The organism is Streptomyces sp. NEAU-YJ-81 (assembly GCF_017592595.1).
GTDB lineage: Bacteria > Actinomycetota > Actinomycetes > Streptomycetales > Streptomycetaceae > Streptomyces > Streptomyces hygroscopicus_B.
Map to the genome: position 1 here is coordinate 44,660 of NZ_JAGFNO010000035.1, position 18,683 is coordinate 63,342.

Here is an 18,683-nt window from a genome sequence, read left to right on the forward strand (position 1 = left end):
GCCAGCGCGACACGAGGTCGCAGTGTCCGTAACCGGTTGCTCGATCTGCCGTTCATCCCTGTCCTTCATCCCTCGCTGTATGCACCGCCGGAGGCATACGCCACGGGGCGGAGAGAAAGCCGATACTCAGGAACTGCCGGTGGCCTTGTGGCCGGAGGCCATTCGGCCTCACCCTCTGCGAAGGTCAGTCGCTGTCCGGTACGTCCGTGGGCATGGCAGGCATACCAACGGCTAGCTGTGCGACCTGCGCATCCGTCAATGCACCCTGAAAAGACCACACGTCGGACATGGCGCCCGGCCAGTACTCACCCCAGGTGGTCCCGGTCTTGGCCCGCCCCAGTTGCAGCGGCTGCGTGCCTTTGAAGGACAGCACGTTGTCCGCTTGGGAGATTTGGTCAGTGCAGGCCGCATCATCCGATACACCGTCCCCATCGGTATCCGCACAGGCGGTCTCTTCCAGTTCTCCGTTCACGTAGAGCTTGAGCTGCTTGACGAACCCGTCATAGACCAGCGCCAGATGTGTCCAGTCAGCAGGGCTGGAGAACTGTCCGTTCTCGATCTGCGTGATCGTGGCGTCCTTGCTGTCCGCACTCGCCATGGAGATTCGCCACCGGCCAGAATCCGTATCCGGCGTCGCACTGGGCACATACCGCACCGAGAACGCGCTCTGTGCCGAACCAGGTGCGCTGAGCAGCGCTACGCCGTTCTTCGGTACGGCCGCGGCTTGTGCCCATGCCGTCACCGTGAAACTCGCGCTTGTGTCCACCGGCAGCGTGGAAGTCGTGGCGTAGTCGTTGACGCCGTCGAGCAGGAGGCCACCGTCGACCCAGCCCGCTCCGACCTGTGCGCCGCCGTTGAGCGTCATGTCGTTGCCGGACGCGGAGGCGTCCGGTGTGGTCAGTGGCGAACCGGACGCCTGCTGGAACATCCAGCGTCCCTTGACCAGCGCGCGCTGCTTGAACAGCTGCTGCGCCTCGGTGGCCGAGACCGGGCGGTCGAACAGCCGCACATCGTCGATCGTGCCCGGGAAGTGGTTATCGACCCCTCCGCTGTAGGAACCGGCGCCGATGTACATCGACTGATCCGCATAGAACGCACCGGCCAACTGAGTCGATCCGGCCTTGGCCCCGTTGACGTACAGGGTGAGGGAGTTGGCCACCGTGTCGTGCACCCCGACCAGATGCACCCACTCCCCCGCGCGCGCCTGCGTCCCGTCCGGTTGCATGGCCCGGATCGGCGTCGCGTCGGCAGTATCGGCGGAGTACTGGTTGACCGCCCACCGGTCATAGGTCTTGGAGTAGTACAGCTCGAAGCCCGGAGCGCAATTCCCGGCCTGGGCCGTGATGACCGCGGCGCCGTCCGGCTTCTTGTCCAGCTTGGCCCAGGCCGAGACCGTGAAGCTGCGCGAGGTGTTGACGTGAGGAGCGCGCTCCTGGCCGATCCTCGCGTATCCGTCCGTGCCATTGAACCGAGTGGCCTTGCCCGCCACACCGACCACTCCCGTGGTGGCGCCGCCCGCGTACTTTGCGGGGATCACTCCGCCGTGGCCCTGGATGTCGGTAGCGCCGGTTTCCTCGTCGAGGTGGAAGACCGCCACCGCAGGCCGCCCTGGGTCACCGACGGTCTGGTGGGCGTAGAGCTTGTCGACCTCGTCCTGGGCGACGGGCTTGTCGAAGATCTGCATCTCGTCGATCGTGCCGGGGAAGAAGTCCTTCGCATCCCCAGCCGACGCGCCCGCGCCGATCCGCAAGCCCCGCCGGGCATTCCAGTCGATGTCGTGGGACGCCGTGCCCGCCAGCTTGCCGTTGACGAACAGTTGCAGCTTCTTGTCCACGCCGTCGTACGCGCCGACCAGATGCGTCCACACCCCGGCCTTCACTCCGCCCGGTGTGCCGGACATCGCCCGCACGATCGTCGCGCCGGGCTCGTCGGCGGCGAAGGTGTTGAACACCCACCGGTCGTACGAGGCGGAGTAGTACAGCTCGAATCCGGCGGTCTGGTTACCGATCTGGGACGCCACCATCGCCGCGTGGTCGGGCACTTCCGACAGCTTCACCCACGCCGATACCGAGAACCCGCGGGTGCCGTCGACCACGGACAGGTCGGTGGACGCGTAGCCGTCCGTACCGTTCAGCGACAGGGCCTTGCCGACGACGCCTTCCGCTCCGGTGGCGGCGCCACCGTGCAGAGCGAGCGTACGAGGCGGCGTCGAACCGTCCGCCTGGGCGGCGCCGGGCTTCTCGTCCAGTTGCCACGTCGCCCGCTCCGGCTGCCCGGCCTTCACCCGGAACTGATAGGTGCGGATCTCCGAGCCGTTCCCCGCTTCGTCAAAGGCCTGGGCGGTGGCGAAGTTCAGGCCCGGCTTGGCCGGAAGGACCTTGACCGACCTGGCCGCACCGGCGGAGGTGGACACCTGGTTCGCCGACACCGGGTCGCCGTTGAAACCCCACCGGTACCGCGTCACATCGGTGGAGGCGGAGTTCAGTTCGAACGTGCCGTACTGTCCCACCCCGTCCAGCCACGGGTCCTCAGGATCCTCCGGGTCCGACGCCGGATACTCGCCCGACGCGACCGCGGGTGCCTTCGGCACCGAGGTGTCGTAGACGAAGTAGCACCCGGTCGCCCCTCCTGCGTACGACCACGGCGAGTACTGCGCACCGTCGTAGGAGCGGACGTACCAGTGAACGGTCTTGTTCGCCGGAATCGAGGACGGTAACGCGATCGCGAAGTCCGAGCCCGATCTCTTCGACGAGGTCAACGCGGGTTTCCAGCGTGCGATCAGTCCCTTGCCGTCGCCCGCGTCCCACTTCGCCTGGAACTGCACCGCGACACTGTCGCGGTCCGGGTCGGTGACGTTGTTGGCGTAGACTTTGCCCAGGGTGCGCACCCGCGCCGCGTCTCCCGGCTTCTTGCAGACGCCTCCGTACTCCATGGTCAGCTGCGACATCCTGACCTGTGTGGGCGGGCGGTTGTACTTCACCCGCAGATACGCGTCATCCGAGAACCGCTTCCACCCGTACCGGTCGCTCTCGCTGGAGGCTTGCAGGCCGAACGTCATCGTCGACCACTTCTTGTCCGCAGCCTCCTGAACGGCGGACCGCACGGAGAACTCCGCGTCCTTCGCCGCACAGCCGTCGTAGCCGTAAGCGAACGACTCCGTCTTCAGGTGATCGATCCAAAAGCCGTCCGTGTTCTGCGAGTTCCACGTCGTCGAGGACGAGATCCCCTTCGTGCGCCACAGCTGCACGCCTCGCGCGTCACACGACGCGGACCATGTGTTCCGCACCACGAACTCCGCTGACAGTACCGACTTGCCCGCGAACCGCGATGTCGGGATCCGGTAGAAGAGGCGCTTGGTGTCCTGCGGCTGGCAGTAGGCCCAGCCGCAGTAGCCCATGCCTCCGTCGGAGTCGCCGTTGAACTTCCACTGCGGTGACGACGCCCAGTACTTCGACGCCATCGTCCACGCCGACGCCTTCGGTGAGTACCACTGGGGGTCGATGAACACCGGATACACCGTGCCCTCGCCCTTCAGCACATCGGCGTCGGGCTTCAGCACCAGCTCATCTTGGGCCGCCGGGACCTCCACCCCCACCGGGGCCAGCTTTCCCGACTCTCCCGCGGCCGGTTCTTCCTCCTCAGACCCGGCAACATCGGCGGTTTGTACCAGCACACCGGCGGGCCCTTGTGCGCCTGGGCCGGGGCTGGAATCCCACATCACCGGCTGGGGCGCTTCGAACACCGCGCCGCCCGCGCCCTTGTCGTTCGCCGCGACCCCGCCAGTGCCGGTTTCCTGGACGTCCAGGCCACCCGTGTCAAGCTTCAGCCGTAACTCCGCCAGTTCCTCACTGGCCGCGGCCTCGGCGGACTTCACCACCAACAGCTGGGTGAAGCCGTCCTCCTGGGCTCCCATCCGCAGGTCCACATCCGGCAGGACCTCCGGATAGGTGGCCGTGTCCCCCTGTAATCGCGGGGCCGGCAGGTCCGTCGGCCAGGACAGGGCCAGCTCACGCCCCGCCTTCGTCATCCGCACCAGCGGTGCATCACTCCCGCCACCGGAGAACTTCAAGTCCACGGTCGTCGCCTTCGGCGCAACCATCCCGTCGCCGGTCTTCACCAGCGCGGTGTCGATGGCCTTCCAATCACCATCCACGCGCGCTCGAACGGGACGCAGATACTCCCTGGCCTCCAGCTTCCCGTCAGGAGTGGCGAACACCTCGCTGCTCTCACCCCGCAGTGAGGCGATCTCCACCGGCTTGCCCTCACGCTCAGCAGCCGCCCGCGCCAGCTCCTCACTCACCGCGCTCTTCACACCGCGCGCATCCTTGGCCACCGGCGCGGAGCGCACGTCGGCGCCCAGTGCACCAGCATGCGGGAGCGCTCCCAAGATGACCGAGGTAACCAACGCCACCCCGGACACACGCGCACACCGCCGAATGCCCAAAGGCATAGCAGACTCCCCCCACAAGGTCTCCCCAGACCTTGCTCGGTTATGAACAATTCTCGATGGAATCGTGAACGCGAGAGTAGACATCACCTCGCACACCAGTCCAGGTAGCCAGAAAAGGACATCGCTCAACATTTGGAGCAATCGCCACATCTTTTCCTGGTGACTTGCGCCACATCTGACACCGATAGGGAACCGCTGCCTCAAGCCGGCTCGACACGCTGACCACCGACACACCCCCAAAGGCGTCGTCACTGGTCAGCATCCTCGACGGACGTCCTGTGATGGCAGGGTGATGACATCGCCCCGGTTACGCCATGATCAGCCACCTCATGCGCCAGGCGTCGGCACCTCCACGGTGGAGTCACCTCTCCCCCCACGGAGGTGAACACAATGGCTTCTCAGTCTCCTGAACGCGGCCGGGTGTACCGGCGTTGCGGCTGCCGTCGCCCCGACGGCCGACAGTACGGTGCCCGCTGCCCCAAGCTCCACGATGGTTCAAGGCACGGCTCGTGGGCTTTCGCTGTCGACCTGCCCTCGGCCGACGGCAAGCGCCATCCGCTCTGCCGTAGCGGATTCGCCACTCAGAAGGCCGCCGAGACAGCGCTCGAGCGAGCCCTGGAGTCCGAGCGCACCGGCCTGGACTGCAGCGACGATCTCACCCTCGCCACGTATCTGACCGAGCGGCTGTCCTCGAGGAAAGGGCGCTCAAGCCCACCACGTTCGCCCTGCGCTTGCCGAGAATGTCATCCGCCCTGATCGGAGGCCTGCACCACGCCCCACAGTCACCGTCCTCGGTCGCTCGAGTCGGCGCTCTCGCGTAGTCGGTGGGCCACGCGTCATGATGATCGATCGTGCTACTGCGACTGGCCTACCTGGGTGTGACGAATGCGTTCGCGGTGTTGCGTCTGCTGCCGATGAGCGACCGAGACAAGGATGCGGAGATCCTGGCCCTCCGACATCAGATCACGGTGCTCGAACGCCAACTCGGCAAGGAAAAAGTTCGGTTCAGCCCGAGCGATCGAGCCTTTCTGGCAGCGCTGCTGCACCGGCTGCCGTTGCCCGCCCTGCGGCGTGTGCGGCTGCTCGTGCGTCCTGACACGGTGCTGCGCTGGCATCGCGACCTCGCCACACGCCTCCATGCAGCCTTATCTCGACCCAAGCGACCTGGTCGACCTCGTACCGTGCGCTCCATCCGGATTCTGGTACTGCGCCTGGCGAGGGAGAATCCGGACTGGGGGTACAGGCGTCTGCACGGCGAACTGCTCGCGCTGGGGGTGAAGGTGGCCGCATCGACCGTCTGGAAGATCCTGAAGGAAGCTGGCGTCGATCCAGCGCCCGACCGGAGCTCCAGCACGTGGGCCGACTTCCTGCGCTCCCAAGCCGACGCCCTCCTGGCCTGCGACTTCTTTGAGACGGTCACCTTGTCCGGCACGCGGATGTACGTACTCGCGGTGATCGAACACAGCAGTCGCCGCATCCGGATCCTGGGCGCCACCGCACACCCGACCGCCTCCTGGGTAACGCAAGCTGCGAAGAACCTGATCATGGATCTCGAGGACGTCGCCTGCCGGGCGCGATTCATGATCCGCGATCGGGACGGGAAATTCCCCCAGCTGTTCGATGCCGTCCTCAAGGACGCGGGGATCGAGGTCGTCCTCACCGGCATCCAGATGCCGAGAATGAACTCGGTCATGGAGCGCTGGATACAGACCTGTCGCCGCGAGCTCCTGGACCGAACCTTGATCTGGAACCAACGCCACCTGCTCCACGCCCTGCGAGAGTTCGAGGAGTTCTACAACTCCCATCGACCGCACCAGGGCATCGCGAATGCCCGACCGCTACACCCACTGCCCACACCAATCGACGATCCCGATGAGCTAAGCCAGCTCGACATACGACGCCACGACCGCCTTGGTGGCATCCTCCACGAATACAGACATGCCGTGTGACCTGCACGGATGAGGTATTCGGCAAGCGCAACGCCTCCCGGCTCCGGCGACCTCAGCCGCAGCAGCGTACCGTCCTCAAACTTCATGTCCGAAACCATCGTGCCTCCCTGTTCAGAAGGCGATTGTCGGACATCAAGCGTCATGTGCGCACAACTTTTCGGACGACACCGGGCGTCGCGTCAACACCAGTACCGCCACCCCCCTCCCGTTTATGCAGGTGAGCCACGCATTTGGAACACGAAAGAGTGCCGCCTCAGTCGGGCTCGATGCCACAGTGCATCGAGCCCGTTTCACTTACCACGCCAGAGCCACGAAGCTCCCGAACTACGCCTTGACGTACGGAACGCTCTTGGCGTCGAGCAGCGAGGCAACTCGGTCGGTGTGCTTGCGATGAACCGCGCACACGAGCAGCTGCTGTGCCCGGGAGCCGCCGACGTAGAGGACGCGCCGGGCCTCGGTATTGTGGTCGCCTTCCCAGTCGTCCAGGACCGTGCGCTCGGTGACCTTGTCCACTCGTAGCCTGTCCGGCAGCACGAGCACGACTCCGGGGAACTCCATACCCTTGACGCCGTGGACCGTGGAGTAACGGATCGAGGGGTTGTTGCCGAAGCTGGCGACGCCGGCCCAGGCTCCCTCAGATGGCGCCTTGAACAGGTTGCCCAGGTCGCTGGAGGCCGGGGCCAGCACGGTGCCCCAGTCGGCCGTCTTCAACGAGTCGCGCACCGAGGCGGCAAAGTCACTCCGGGTCTTTCCTTCGGCATCCAGACTCAGGGCGAGCCGCACCGCGAAGCTCTCCAGCCACCGAGGCTCGACACCAACCTCTTCGCAGACCGCGGCAAAGCTGTGGTGCTGTGTCTCCCGTCCCACGGTCAGCGCCGCCAGGATGGCCCGCTGGACCTGGTCGACAGCCTTCTTGCGAGCCTTGGGATCCGTCTCCCGTGACCTAAGCTTGCAACCGGCGTTGGCGATGGCCAGAACCCGGTTGCTCCCGGCGCCCTCCAGACTCACCACGCCAGCCGCCTTCATCCCGTGGGCTTCGGCATGCGACAGGACTACAAGTTCATCCGCGACCAGCTTGTACTGCTCGGCGACGTCCAGCGCCGCCGGCACGATCTGGTCGAGCGCCGAGAACTCGATCAGGTGGACCGGGGTCTGCACTACGGAGTGCTCTCCGCGAGCGCTCTCGAGGAGTTGGCCGGACCTCAGCCCACTGTTGAAGGCGACAATGGCGGGAGAGCTGCGCCAGTTGTCTTCGAGCGCGAGCTGGACGGGCAGGCTGGCAGCGAACTCCTGGACGACGGCCGGGGTCGCGTTCCGGAACTCGTAGATCGACTGGTCGACGTCGCCGACCATGACCACACGGACGCCGCAGTCCCGGAGGAACTCCAGGATGCCAAGCTCTTCTCGGCCACAGTCCTGCGCCTCGTCCACGATGACCTCGGCGAAACGAGCTCGCAGCAGCCCTTCAAGGATCGTCCGCTCTTCGGCGCTGCCCAGCCAGAACGTGGCCAGAACGCGGGCCGCCTCGCAGGTGATGGTCCCGGCTCTGAGGAGCCGGCCAAAAATGTGGGAAGCGCTGACTTCCGTTTCCTGCTTGCGCTGCGCCAACATGCGGTGCGCCCCAGCGTCCCCGAAGTCCTGCGGCACCCGGTTCAAGTTCAGGTGAGCCCGACCATCTGGATCAAAGTCGAACCACTTCAGCTCCAGGTTCTTCGTCCGTCCCATGTCCCGCAAGCGAAAGCTCGTGCAGGCCACGTCATGCCAGGACTGCACATAGTTCGGCTTCTGGCGGTAGGCCTTCAGGTACAGCGGGGTGACGATGAAGCGGTGGATAAAGGTATCGAACGTGCCAACGAAGTGGGGCGTCCGCAGGGCCTCCCCCTGGTTGCCACAGCGACGTCGGACCTCGTCCACGGCTGCGTTGGTGAAGGAGATCAGAGCGATCCCACGTCGGGGCTCCTCTGCGGTCCGCTTGAGGAAGCGGGCGACCATGGCGCGCGTCTTGCCGGCGCCAGGGCAGGCGGCCGCGAACAGACTGTCTTCGGCGTCGACGAGCGCCTGCTGGTCGTCGGTGAGCTTCACCTCGTTCAACGTGCCTCACCCGACGCGTCCGTCAGGACGCCCCGGACGGCGTCAGTCAGGTATTGAGGGGCCTCGAAAGTCCCTCCATTGGCGATCGTCAGGGCTACATCGTGCGCGAACTCGCCCTTGCCGATGAACTTCTTGTGCTTGCGGAGCTTCAGGTAGAAGCCCCAAGCAGGCCCTCGCTCGTTGTCGAGGATCTCCTGCCACTTCTTCTTGGATCGCGGCTTCTGCTTCAGGAAAGCCGCCTTGAGCAGCGGCTCATTGGCCTCGGGCCCAAGAAGGTCAGCCTCAAGGGTGTGGGGAGCCTCGGCGACGATGAGGTGGTCGGCGGCCCCGATGGACTCGGCGTGAGCAGTCAGCCGGTCCTTGCGGTTGTTCACCGCGGTGTCGTCATCGTCGTCTTCCGGCTCGTCCTCTTCTGGTTCGGCGTCCTCGTCGCCGGAGTCACCTTCGGCTGGGACGACCGTCGGCTCCTGGGCCTCGCCCTGGCCGTCCTCGGTCTCCCCGTCCTCGGCCTTCTTCTCCTTGGGGATGTCCGGGTCGCCATCGGTGATGACGGTCAGCTTGTCCAGCAGCCGGCAGCCGTTGACCTCCGACAGCAGCAGCGTGATGTACGGGGCGAAGTCGACGCTGCCCACGTTGATGATCGTGACACCCTGGAAGTCCCGGCGCTGCTTGGCCTGGTCCTCGCCGCCAAAGACGCAGTGGCGGGCGATGACCGGCAGCAGAACGGCCTCGGCTATGCCTTCGACCAGAATGACGCGACGGGCAAAAAGCAAGCCGGCCCGAGTGGCATCCAAGTACTGGTTGATCTTCCGTCGCTCGTCGTCGGTCAGGGCGAGCTTGGCCAGAGGGAGCGCCTGGGTCTTCCGGCGCAGGACCACCTTTTCCTCGCCCTTCTCATCCCGGACGGTCTCCTGGTCCACCCGCGTGCGCAGGGCCACGACGTTCTCGATGCCGACGCTGCTGGCCAGGTTGGGCGAGTGCGTGCTGGCGATGACCTGAATGCGGCCGGCCGGACCCTGGGTGTCGTCCTTGAGGGAAGCCTCGGCCTGTTCCTGGAGGTAATCCAGCAGGACGGCCTGGAGCTGCGGGTGGAGGTGAGCCTCGGGCTCCTCGACGAGGAACAGCGTCAGCTCCATGTGCTGGGCGTTGCGCAGTTCCAGGATCACCGTCGCGATGAACAGCAGGTTGGCGTAGCCCAGGCCCGACTCGGCGAGGTCGGCCGGCGGAATGCCAGCCTCGGCCATCTTCACCCGCAGACTGCGCGCCAGGCGATGCAGCTCGTACTCGGCGAAGGTGACTTCCACCGTCTGCCCGCGGACGGAGTCGGTCAGCTCGCCCAGGTGGCCCTGGATCTCCTTGGTCGTGGCGGTCAGGACGGGATGCTTCTTGAGCTCCGTGAACGAGTCGTTAGCCTGCGCCCGGAACTCTTCCTGTTCGTCTTCCTCGGTGAGGTAGCGGATGATCCGCAGCAGCCGGTTCCCGTCCGATGAGTCCAGCTCGCGCTGCGCGTCCCTCAGCGGCGCCAGGTAGACGTGCGCGATCTGGTCGCGCTTGTCGGGCTCGGCGTCCGGCCCGTCCACCGGACCCGCGGTCACGGTCGGACGCATCTGTTGCCGGACCTCGTCCCGCTTGTACGTCGTCGTGTACGCGGCCTGGTTCGATTCCACGTCGAGCGCGGTGATGTAGTGGGCCCGTTGGGCTGTCGACAGGCCGTCGTAGGTGGCGCGAAACTGGGCCTCCTGGCCTTCGCGGCCATGGGACAGGTCGACCTCGTCGAACCAACGCGTGGCCCGGCGGTTCAGCGGTGTGGTGGCCAGCCGGAGCGCTTCGATGACGTTGGACTTACCGGAGTTGTTCTCGCCCACGAGCAACGTGATGCCAGGTTGGAAGTCGACCTCGATGTCGTAGCACGACCGGAAATTCTTGATACCGAGCTGCCGCAGATACATTCCGGCTCTTGGCTTGTCCTGGCTCACTAACGCACCCCCGCTAATCCATGAACCCATAAAATCGGTCACCTGCACCATGCGACACATAGGGCAGCCCTTGCCCACTTTGACACATCATCCACACGGCGCTCGAATTAACCGAAAAGTAACATAGCGTGGTTGGGCACATTGCGTTGCTGTCACGCCGACCGTGACTGCTCGTCGGACCCTGTGCCGCTCGAAAAGTCATCGCTGCACGTCATGCCGCATATCTTGTGCCGCTCGAAAAGTCGTCGTCGCAGGTGGGAGTGGTACGGCCAGTCCGCTGGGATCATGTCCCCCGCGATCGTGCCCTTGCTGTACAAGGTGACCCGAAGCCTGCTGACTGTTCCATCGGTGCTCCTCCGTCGCGGGACAGCGAAGGACGCGGAACTGCTGGTGCTGCGGCACGAGAACGCGGTCCTGCGCCGCCAGTTAGCCGGACCGGTGCGCTACGAGCCCGCCGACCGGCTCTGGTTCACCGCCCAGTCCTCGCTGATACCCCGGCGCCACTGGCGTGAGATCTTCCCTGTCACCCCCGGCACCCTGCTCGCCTGGCATCGCAGGTTCCTCGCCGCGAAGTGGGACTACACCGCGCGCCGTCGCACCGGACGCCCACCCACCACAGCAGCGATCAAGAAACTCGTCCTACGGCTGGCCCGGGAGAATCCGAGGTGGGGGCACCGGCGGATCCAGGGGGAGCTGACCCGACTCGGGCACCGGATCGCCGCGTCGACAGTCTGGGAGATCCTGCATGCCGCGGGCGTCGATCCGGCGCCGCGCCGCGCAGGCCCCACCTGGCGCGAGTTCCTGACCGCGCAAGCCGAGGGCATCATCGCGGCAGACTTCTTCCACATCGACACCGCACTCGGCAAGCGGCTGTACGCGCTGGTGCTCCTCGAGCACGGCACCCGGCGACTGCACATCACTGGCGTCACCGCCCACCCGACACAGGACTGGGCCGTGCAGCAGGCGCGGAATCTCACCTCCGACCTGGGCCCACGTATCGGCTCCCTGCGCTTCTTGCTGCGCGACCGCGATGGCAAGTACGGCGAGACATTCGACGCCGTCTTCCAGGCCGAGGACATGGAGATCCTCAAAAGTGCGCCACAAGCTCCCCGTATGAACGCACACTGCGAACGCATCATCGGCAGCATCCGACGCGAAGTCCTCGACCACCTCTTGATCATGAACGAGGCCCACGCCCGCCACGTCCTTGCAGCCTATGAGCGGCACTACAACCAGCACCGACCCCATCAAGCCCGCAACCAGTTACCGCCCGACGCTGACCACCAACCGGCCACGGGGCACGACATCAGCCCCCGCAAAGTCCTGCGCACCCGGATCCTCGGTGGCGTCGTCAACGAGTACCGATATGCGGCATAACGTGCAGCGACGACTTTTCGAGCGGCACAGGCTGGCGGACACTGTGCAACGCCATCCGAAGATGGCTGCGCGCGGTGACTGAGCACACCGCAGTGGTCGTGGCACCCGCGCTCCGCGCTCACCCCGGCGCCCATCAGTGACTCTTGGAGCACCTCACGCGCCGAGGTGCGGTCCGCCTGGCGGGCTGTCTGGGTGGTGTCCGTTGGCGGACTGGATCTGCGGTGCGAGGGCACGCAGACGGGCGGCAAGTTCTGGCTGGTCGTAGCGGGTGAAGATCTGGGCGAGGCTGTCGACGAGGTTCATTCGGGCGGGCGTGGGGAGGTCCTGCACGAAGGTCTGGAGCAGGTGGGCGACTTGGACCCAAGCGGTATGTGGGGCGTAGGCAGTGATTTCTCGTGTCAGCTGACTGAGGGCGTCGATGGTGTTTCGGTCGGCGGCTTCGGGTTGGCGGATGAGCCAGTAGGCGAGCGCCAGGGTGGGCGTCGTGGACAGGGCTCGGTGCAGTTCTTCTGCCTGGTGCTGACGTTGACGGTTGGCATGTTCGTTCTGGGCCTCGTCGTGCATCCGGCGCTGGAGGCAGACGACCGCGTCGATGTCTGAGCTGTCAACTGTCAGTTGCACCTGGGCCCACAGGAGGCGGACGGGAGCATCGTCGAGGTCGTGTGAGCTGCCCAGTCGGCTGTTGATGTGGGTTTGGGCAGTCTGGTGTTCCGTAAGGGGATACAGGCCGCTCACGGTGCGGGCCGTTTCTAGGGCGTGGTGGGTGGCTGCCGCACGGGGGTCGTGGTGTTGCCGGGCGGCGGGTATTTCCTCCCATCGTCCGGTCAGGTGTGCCTGGAAGTTGTAGCCGGGGGCGTTGCTGGGCAGCGCGTAGGTGATGTTGTTATTGGTGAGCTGGCCGGCCCGGGGAGCGGGCCAGCCAGCTCGGTTACGGTTGCGGCGCATGGGCGTCAGGGGGTGCGGCGGGGTCTTCGGCCCTCAGGCGGGTCAACAGCTGGTCGCGCAACTGGGTGGCGTCGCTGGGTTGTTGCGAGGGCGGTGCGGGGGTCCAGCTGTAGAGAAGGTTCTGCATGGCGATCATGCGTGGTGCGCTGTAGTGGGGGTCAGCGGGGCGGTGTACGGCGTGCAGGAAGATCTGCTGAATGGTGGGGCTGAAGTCGGGTGTGTCCAGTGCAGTCTGCATCCAGTACGCGAATGCCTGGGCCACGATCGGGGACCAGGCATTCGTGGGCAGGGCGCTGCGCCACATGTCGGTCAGCCACTCAGTCGTGATCTGTGAGTCTGTCAGGAGGGCTGGCCCGTTGGGCGTGCGGCGGGTGGCGAGGTGGGCGAAGGTGCTTTGTGCCGCCGACTGCTGGGGCTTGCGGTGGTCCCCAGCCCACTGGGTGAGCTGCTTATGGATGGCCGCTCGTTGGTCGTCCTGGTCCCACAAGACGTTGAGCGCCTGACTGATGGCTGCGGTGGCCTTGTCGCTGTGGACGGTGTCCTGGTGTGCGGGGGTGGCCAGTTCAGCGATTCTGCTCAGCATGCTGGTCGGGTAGATGGTGGCAAGTCTCTGGAAGGCCTGGATGAGGACGACTTTGAAGTCGGTGCTGAGAGCGTCCGTCTCTTTGGCCCATCTCCGGTAGGCGCTGCGGGCCAGAGCGCCGGCGTGGTCGTCGATTGCGGCGAGCACCAGCAGGTCGCATGCGGCATCGGCGTAGGAGGAGGACCATTGTTCGGCCAGCGAGCGCAGGAGGCTCGTCCTGCGGTGGCGCGCGGTGTAGTGCACGGTCCAGTGGCTGACTCGCTGGGCCAGTGGTGCAGCCAGGTCTGATTCGCCCAGCGTGGTGACTTGGGCAGCGGTCCAGCGGGTGAACTCCTCCAGAAGGTGAGGGCGGTCGTCGAGGAAGTAGTCGACGACTGCTTCGGCGTAGTTGTTGTACCGGAAGCGGATGGTGCCGTCGGGCTGCAGGTCGGCGTTGGCTGTGTGTGTCAGTGCGACGACCCCCAGCCCCTGCTGGCCGCTGCGGGGCTCGGGCGTCTCTTTGAGTGCCGCGGCCAGGCTGGCGGACGCCTCGTAGATCTTGTCCGAGCTCGCGCCCTCCAGTACAGCGGCCGCCAGGAGGTAGTTGCGGTAGGCGCTGTCGCTATGGGTGTTGTGCCAGTTGAGAAGCTCGGTGCGCCAGTCTTCAGCGGCCTTGACCACCTCCAGGACCAAGCCCTTGAAGTAGTCGGTGTCGGGCGACGCGTCGGATGCCGGGCGGCCGTTGCGGCGTTCGATGTCCTCGGTGGTGATGATGGCATTCGCCCAGGCGGCCACTTGCGCCGGCAGAAGGGAGTCGAGGCTCCTGCTGATGGGCTCGGGCGAGAGCCATTTCTCAATGTTTATGGCGAATGGAGCCTGTTTCAGCTGCTTGCGCAGGATGTCCTTGCGTGGTGGCCCTTCCAGGGGCCTGGCGATTTCCGTTGCTCCCTGACCGCATTTGGCCCATGCCGTGATGCTCATCAGGACGACGAGACAGGATCCCTCGGGCAGCCGGTCTGCGTCCTCGACCAGTTCGCGGCCGAAGCCGGCGGAGGGCTGCTCCGCGCGCAGATCCAGGATCCATCCAGTCTTGGTCTCTTGCAGTCCTGCCATGCCGAACGGCGCATCTGGTTCCCGGCGCACTTGGCGGGTGTTCTCGCCAACACGACGGCCCAGTACGTCAAGGGCGGTACTGAAGCGGCCACTGCCGTGTACTCCCGTCAGGACGACGACCGGCCATTGGTTCAGGATCTTGTGTATGGCCTGGTCGTCGTCTTCGTTGCGGACGTAGGTCTTCAGCTGTGCAGCGACTTCTGCCGGGGGCAGTGTGACGCCTCGTAGCCGGCGGAATCCCTGCTCGATGAGAGTGCCGATGACGGTGCCGCGGTTTGTGCCGATACGCTGGCTGACCTGTCCGGTCCAACCGGGTTCGGTGATCTCCTCGTGGAGGTCGGTGTCTTCCAAGCTGCCGTCGGCTTCAGGGGTTCGTTGTTGCGTGGGAGCGTCCGGCTTCTCCCGGGTTTGGGGTGTCGGGACGTCTTCGGGGAAGCCGGGGACAGGGGAGACTCCATGCTCGCCAGGTTCGGATGTGTTGGACGACGCCGTGGTTGGGTCAGGAGCGGGCGCCGAGAGGGGGTGTGGTGCAGGGGATGGGGCAGTGGCCGGGGGTGCGTCCGGGGTTTGCGGCGAGGCGGCGCTGGAGGTCACAGGAGGTCCTTCTGGAGGCTGGCACGGGAAGTGAGGATTCAATCCTGGGATCGCCTGGCAGGGCTTCCGATGTTCCGGGCACGCATGCCGGTGACTGTGGCCCCTTCGGCGACAGTGGTGATGTCCTGGTCTGTCTCCGCGTATCCACTGATGGTTTCGTCGGCATGCATGCCGGTGACGTGGCCGTGCACGGTGTCGATCTTCTGCCGAGAAAAGGGACCAGAAGGCTGCCGGTCCCCCTCCCCCTGGAACGTCAGCCGCTGTCCGTAGAGCTCCTCTAGCCTGCCGCGCAGCCGCCCCAGCACCCGTAGCAGCTCGGGATTACCCACGTCGACGGGCGACTCACCGCGGTGGTACGAGCCGAGAGCATCGCGCAGCAGCTCCAGCTCTCCCCGGTGCGTCGCGAGTCGCTCCTCATCGACGGTCAGCGGCAGGGTCAACTCGCCCCGCAGCGGCACGGATGCCGCCAAGTCGGCCTCAGGTGCGCCATGCCGGTCCAGAAGGTTCGCAAGACGCTGGTAGAGGAACGTGAACGTGGCCGGCAGCCCGGCACCGAGCAACGCGGATAGAGCACTGAAGTCAGACATGAACTCCCCCTGGCTCGCGTCGATTCATGCCAGAAATTCTCACTCGCACACCAACGGCGAAATCACCTCTTTGAAAATATGACCGAAAGGCATCCATTCCCCCTCCGTCACAGACGTTTCTCCTATATCAGGAGTCACTTAAGTGAGAACGCTTATGACTTCACGTCTCGTATTCGCGGCCTGGTTCCGCCCTCGGTTTCCCGTGTACAGGTCCCTTGTCATGTCCGGCTCTTGGGCTCTGCGGCGGGAGATGCCCGTGCAGCCGGTAGACCAACTCATCAGGGTGCCTGGCCAGGCGTTCTCGGCGCCAAGCGGCATCGAAGGAGAGCTGGCCACGGCTACGGGCCATGGCCCAAGCGGCACGGCTGCTAGTGATGGGCGACAGCAGTAATCGCGCGAGAGTCAGACGCATACCGTTCAGCGTGACCGTTCGGATTCCGGGCGACTGATGCTTCTCTCGCACTCTTGGGACGCAGGACGCACCCGCATCGCGAACCAGACATCGCGATATTGGCGAGCGAGGCTCTTCCCTCTTGGAGCCTGCACCCTTTAGCTCCTGCAAGGCCAGGTCGATCTCTCCCCGAAATCGCACCTAAAGCGATTTCCTGATCGCATTTCCTGACCGGACGCAAGGGCGCGCTCTGGCCTGTGCCGCTCCTCAGGCCCCAGCGCAGGCCGACTGCTCGGCGGGATCGCACCGCGTGGGCGTCTGGAGGCACGCCGAGATTGCCGTCCAACCGGGAGGCAGTTACTCAATGTCCCTGTGGGTGCCGGAAACTGTGTCACCCGAGGTGACCGGCGGGCTCGGATCTGCCAGAGCACAGGAAGCCGGCGAGTGCTGTGCGGCATCATGCTGGGTCGTGGCGATACGTCTGATCTATCAGCTCTGCGGGTGCCGGTAAATCATCCACGCAGGTGAGAGCTTGATCAGAGATCTTCGACTTTGGCCGATGCTCACCCCGGCGTCTTCACCTGCACAAGGCCCCGACGGCATCATGATCTGTCGTGCTGCTGCGCCTGGCCTACCTCGCCACGACCAACACCCTCGCGTTCCTACGCCTTCTCCCGATGAGCAACAGAGACAAGGACGTCGAGATCCTCGTGCTTCGGCACCAACTACTGGTCCTACAGCGCCAGGCGGGCAAGCCCACCTTCACCGACAGCGACCGCGCCATCCTCGCCGGCCTGCTCCACCACCTCCCCAAAGACAGACTGCGGCACCTTCTGCTGCTGGTCCGCCCCGACACGGTCTTGCGCTGGCATCGCGAACTGCTCAGGCGGCGCCATGCCGCGACTTGCGCACCTAAGCGACGCGGACGCCCACGCACCATCCGATCGATCCGCGCCCTCGTCCTGCGCCTGGCCAGAGAGAACGCCTCATGGGGATACCGACGGATCCACGGCGAACTCGCAGCGCTGGGGATCAAGGTCGCCGCCTCCACAGTCTGGGAGATCCTCCGCGAGCACGGCATCCCACCCGCACCCGAACGGCAGAGCACCACCTGGGCCGACTTCCTGCGCAGCCAGGCCAAGGCCCTCCTCGCCTGCGATCTCTTCGAAGTCCGCACTCTGACGGGGGCGCGCCTGTATGTCTTCGCCGTCATCGAGCACACCACCAGGCGCATCCGGATCCTCGGTGTCACCGCGCATCCGACCGGGGACTGGATCGTGCAGCTCGGACGCAACCTCCTCATGGACCTCGAAGACGCAGGCAGCAGAGCGAAGTTCCTGATACGCGACCGCGACTCGAAGTTCACAACCGCCTTCGACACCCTGATGACCGACGCCGGTCTCAATGTCGTCACCACCGGCATTCGGATACCACGGATGAACTCGCTCATGGAGCGATGGATACAGACCTGCCGCACCGAACTCCTGGACCGGACCCTGATCTGGAACCAGGGCCACCTCCTCCACGCCCTGCGCGAGTATGAATCCTTCTACAACGAACACCGCCCGCACAGAGCCCTGCAACAAGCCGCTCCCTGCCGCCCGCTACCCACACCCATCACGCAACAAGCCCAGCTTGCCCACCTGGACGTCCACAGACGAGACCGACTCGGCGGAACCCTCCACGAGTACCAGCGAGCGGCCTGAACTGCGCGGATGATTTATCGGCACCCACACAGTCCGGCGCGTTGGGCCCCGGTGGGCCGGTAGCCGTAGCGGGCGATGAAGCGGTCGAGGGTCTCGCGCTGGCGTTCGGCGAGGATCTTGTAGAGGCGTTCGGGTATGCGGATCGCAGCGTCGTAGTTGCCGACCTTGGTCTGGTCGTGCCAGAACATCGCCAGGCCGCCGCCGTAGCGGCCGATGCAATCCCAGCGAAGCTTGATCACCTCGCCGATGCGGCGGCCGGTAGTGACAGTGGTCTCCCAGATGTCGCGAACACCGTTGTCGTTGATGTCGTAGGTGGAGGCGAGTTCGGCCAGGTTCGTCTCATCGGCCAGGGCCCGGGCGACCTCGTCGAGGAAGGGCCGCCGCGCGGTCCGGCCGATGGTGGCACCCGCTGTGGGGAATGCGCTTATGAACTCGCGTTCCAGACACAGCACTTCGGCGGTGTCGGTGTCCAGTGCGTCGCGCATCAGTTTGCGGACGGCGTTGAACACGACCGACCGCGTGACGGTGGCGACGATGCTCGCGCTCCCGTCCGGCCGCTTCACGGCCAGCGAGGGGAGCCCTTCACGTTCGCGATGGCGCTGGTCGGCGACGAACCGTTGGGCGTGTTCTTCCCGCAGAATCGCGGGATCGTGGCCACCGCCCGGCGCCTCGACTTCCAGGAAGACTCCCAGCTCACGCGCCGACCGCAAACACGCCACCGCCGATCCTGGCGGAGCGTCAGAACAGCGGGCGGCCTGAAAACCACCGCCCGCCCCGCTCTCGCTTGGCTTTCTCTCTGCTGCGGTGCCCCTGGCCAGGGGCACCGTCACGGCACCGCGCCAGCATTCAGCGGATGTCATCACGTTGCCATCACGTGTCACACGCAGGCAAACAGCGGGCCTGCCATCACTGGCAAACCCGCTGGTCACACCGTCGAGACGA

The 18,683-nt window shown here is 65.5% G+C and carries 10 protein-coding genes; 3 read left to right on the forward strand and 7 right to left on the reverse strand.

Going from position 1 to position 18,683, the window contains the following annotated elements; genetic code table 11:
* Nucleotides 1–184: 184 nt before the first annotated feature.
* The gene (locus J5X86_RS42800; RefSeq protein ID WP_208522022.1) at nt 185–4,450 is read right to left on the reverse strand and encodes a LamG domain-containing protein; all 4,266 of its coding nucleotides are present in this window, start codon (nt 4,448–4,450) and stop codon (nt 185–187) included.
* A gap of 851 nt (nt 4,451–5,301) precedes the next feature.
* On the opposite strand from J5X86_RS42800, the gene J5X86_RS42805 reads away from it, so the two are divergent.
* On the forward strand, nt 5,302–6,399 hold the full coding sequence (locus tag J5X86_RS42805) for an integrase core domain-containing protein (RefSeq protein ID WP_208522023.1): 1,098 nt from the start codon (nt 5,302–5,304) through the stop codon (nt 6,397–6,399).
* 324 nt (nt 6,400–6,723) lie between these two features.
* Here J5X86_RS42805 and J5X86_RS42810 read toward each other — a convergent pair whose 3' ends face one another.
* Together J5X86_RS42810 and J5X86_RS42815 are read right to left on the reverse strand one after the other, a co-directional pair.
* Nucleotides 6,724–8,481: a UvrD-helicase domain-containing protein gene (locus J5X86_RS42810; protein WP_208522024.1), complete on the reverse strand. Its 1,758-nt coding sequence runs from the start codon at nt 8,479–8,481 to the stop codon at nt 6,724–6,726.
* Between the two features lie 5 nt (nt 8,482–8,486).
* On the reverse strand, nt 8,487–10,544 hold the full coding sequence (locus J5X86_RS42815; RefSeq protein ID WP_208522025.1) for an ATP-dependent endonuclease: 2,058 nt from the start codon (nt 10,542–10,544) through the stop codon (nt 8,487–8,489).
* A gap of 207 nt (nt 10,545–10,751) precedes the next feature.
* Between J5X86_RS42815 and J5X86_RS42820 the strand changes: the two genes are divergently transcribed.
* Nucleotides 10,752–11,843: an integrase core domain-containing protein gene (locus tag J5X86_RS42820; protein WP_208522026.1), complete on the forward strand. Its 1,092-nt coding sequence runs from the start codon at nt 10,752–10,754 to the stop codon at nt 11,841–11,843.
* Nucleotides 11,844–11,996: 153 nt separating this feature from the next.
* On the opposite strand, the gene J5X86_RS42825 is transcribed toward J5X86_RS42820, so the two are convergent.
* The 3 genes from J5X86_RS42825 to J5X86_RS42835 form a co-directional block, all read right to left on the reverse strand.
* Nucleotides 11,997–12,788: a hypothetical protein gene (locus J5X86_RS42825; protein ID WP_208522027.1), complete on the reverse strand. Its 792-nt coding sequence runs from the start codon at nt 12,786–12,788 to the stop codon at nt 11,997–11,999.
* Entirely contained in the window at nt 12,772–14,814 is a 2,043-nt protein-coding gene (locus J5X86_RS42830) for a hypothetical protein (RefSeq protein WP_208522028.1), read from the reverse strand. The genes J5X86_RS42825 and J5X86_RS42830 overlap by 17 nt, the downstream gene beginning before the upstream one ends.
* 281 nt (nt 14,815–15,095) lie before the next feature.
* Nucleotides 15,096–15,644 (reverse strand): hypothetical protein, encoded by a 549-nt coding sequence (locus J5X86_RS42835; protein WP_208522029.1) that lies wholly within the window; start codon nt 15,642–15,644, stop codon nt 15,096–15,098.
* A gap of 1,005 nt (nt 15,645–16,649) precedes the next feature.
* Between J5X86_RS42835 and J5X86_RS42840 the strand changes: the two genes are divergently transcribed.
* Complete coding sequence (locus tag J5X86_RS42840; protein WP_208522030.1) at nt 16,650–17,741, forward strand: integrase core domain-containing protein; 1,092 nt, start codon at nt 16,650–16,652, stop codon at nt 17,739–17,741.
* Nucleotides 17,742–17,755: 14 nt separating this feature from the next.
* On the opposite strand, the gene J5X86_RS42845 is transcribed toward J5X86_RS42840, so the two are convergent.
* Nucleotides 17,756–18,670, reverse strand: a complete 915-nt coding sequence (locus J5X86_RS42845) for a hypothetical protein (protein WP_208522031.1) — start codon at nt 18,668–18,670, stop codon at nt 17,756–17,758.
* Nucleotides 18,671–18,683: the final 13 nt, after the last annotated feature.

Bases quoted from the DNA above. Each gene is read 5' to 3' on its own strand.
- J5X86_RS42800 (WP_208522022.1), bottom strand. From the start codon at position 4,450: ATGCCTTTGGGCATTCGGCGGTGTGCGCGTGTGTCCGGGGTGGCGTTG.
- J5X86_RS42825 (WP_208522027.1), bottom strand. From the start codon at position 12,788: ATGCGCCGCAACCGTAACCGAGCTGGCTGGCCCGCTCCCCGGGCCGGC.
- J5X86_RS42835 (WP_208522029.1), bottom strand. From the start codon at position 15,644: ATGTCTGACTTCAGTGCTCTATCCGCGTTGCTCGGTGCCGGGCTGCCG.
- J5X86_RS42820 (WP_208522026.1), top strand. From the start codon at position 10,752: ATGTCCCCCGCGATCGTGCCCTTGCTGTACAAGGTGACCCGAAGCCTG.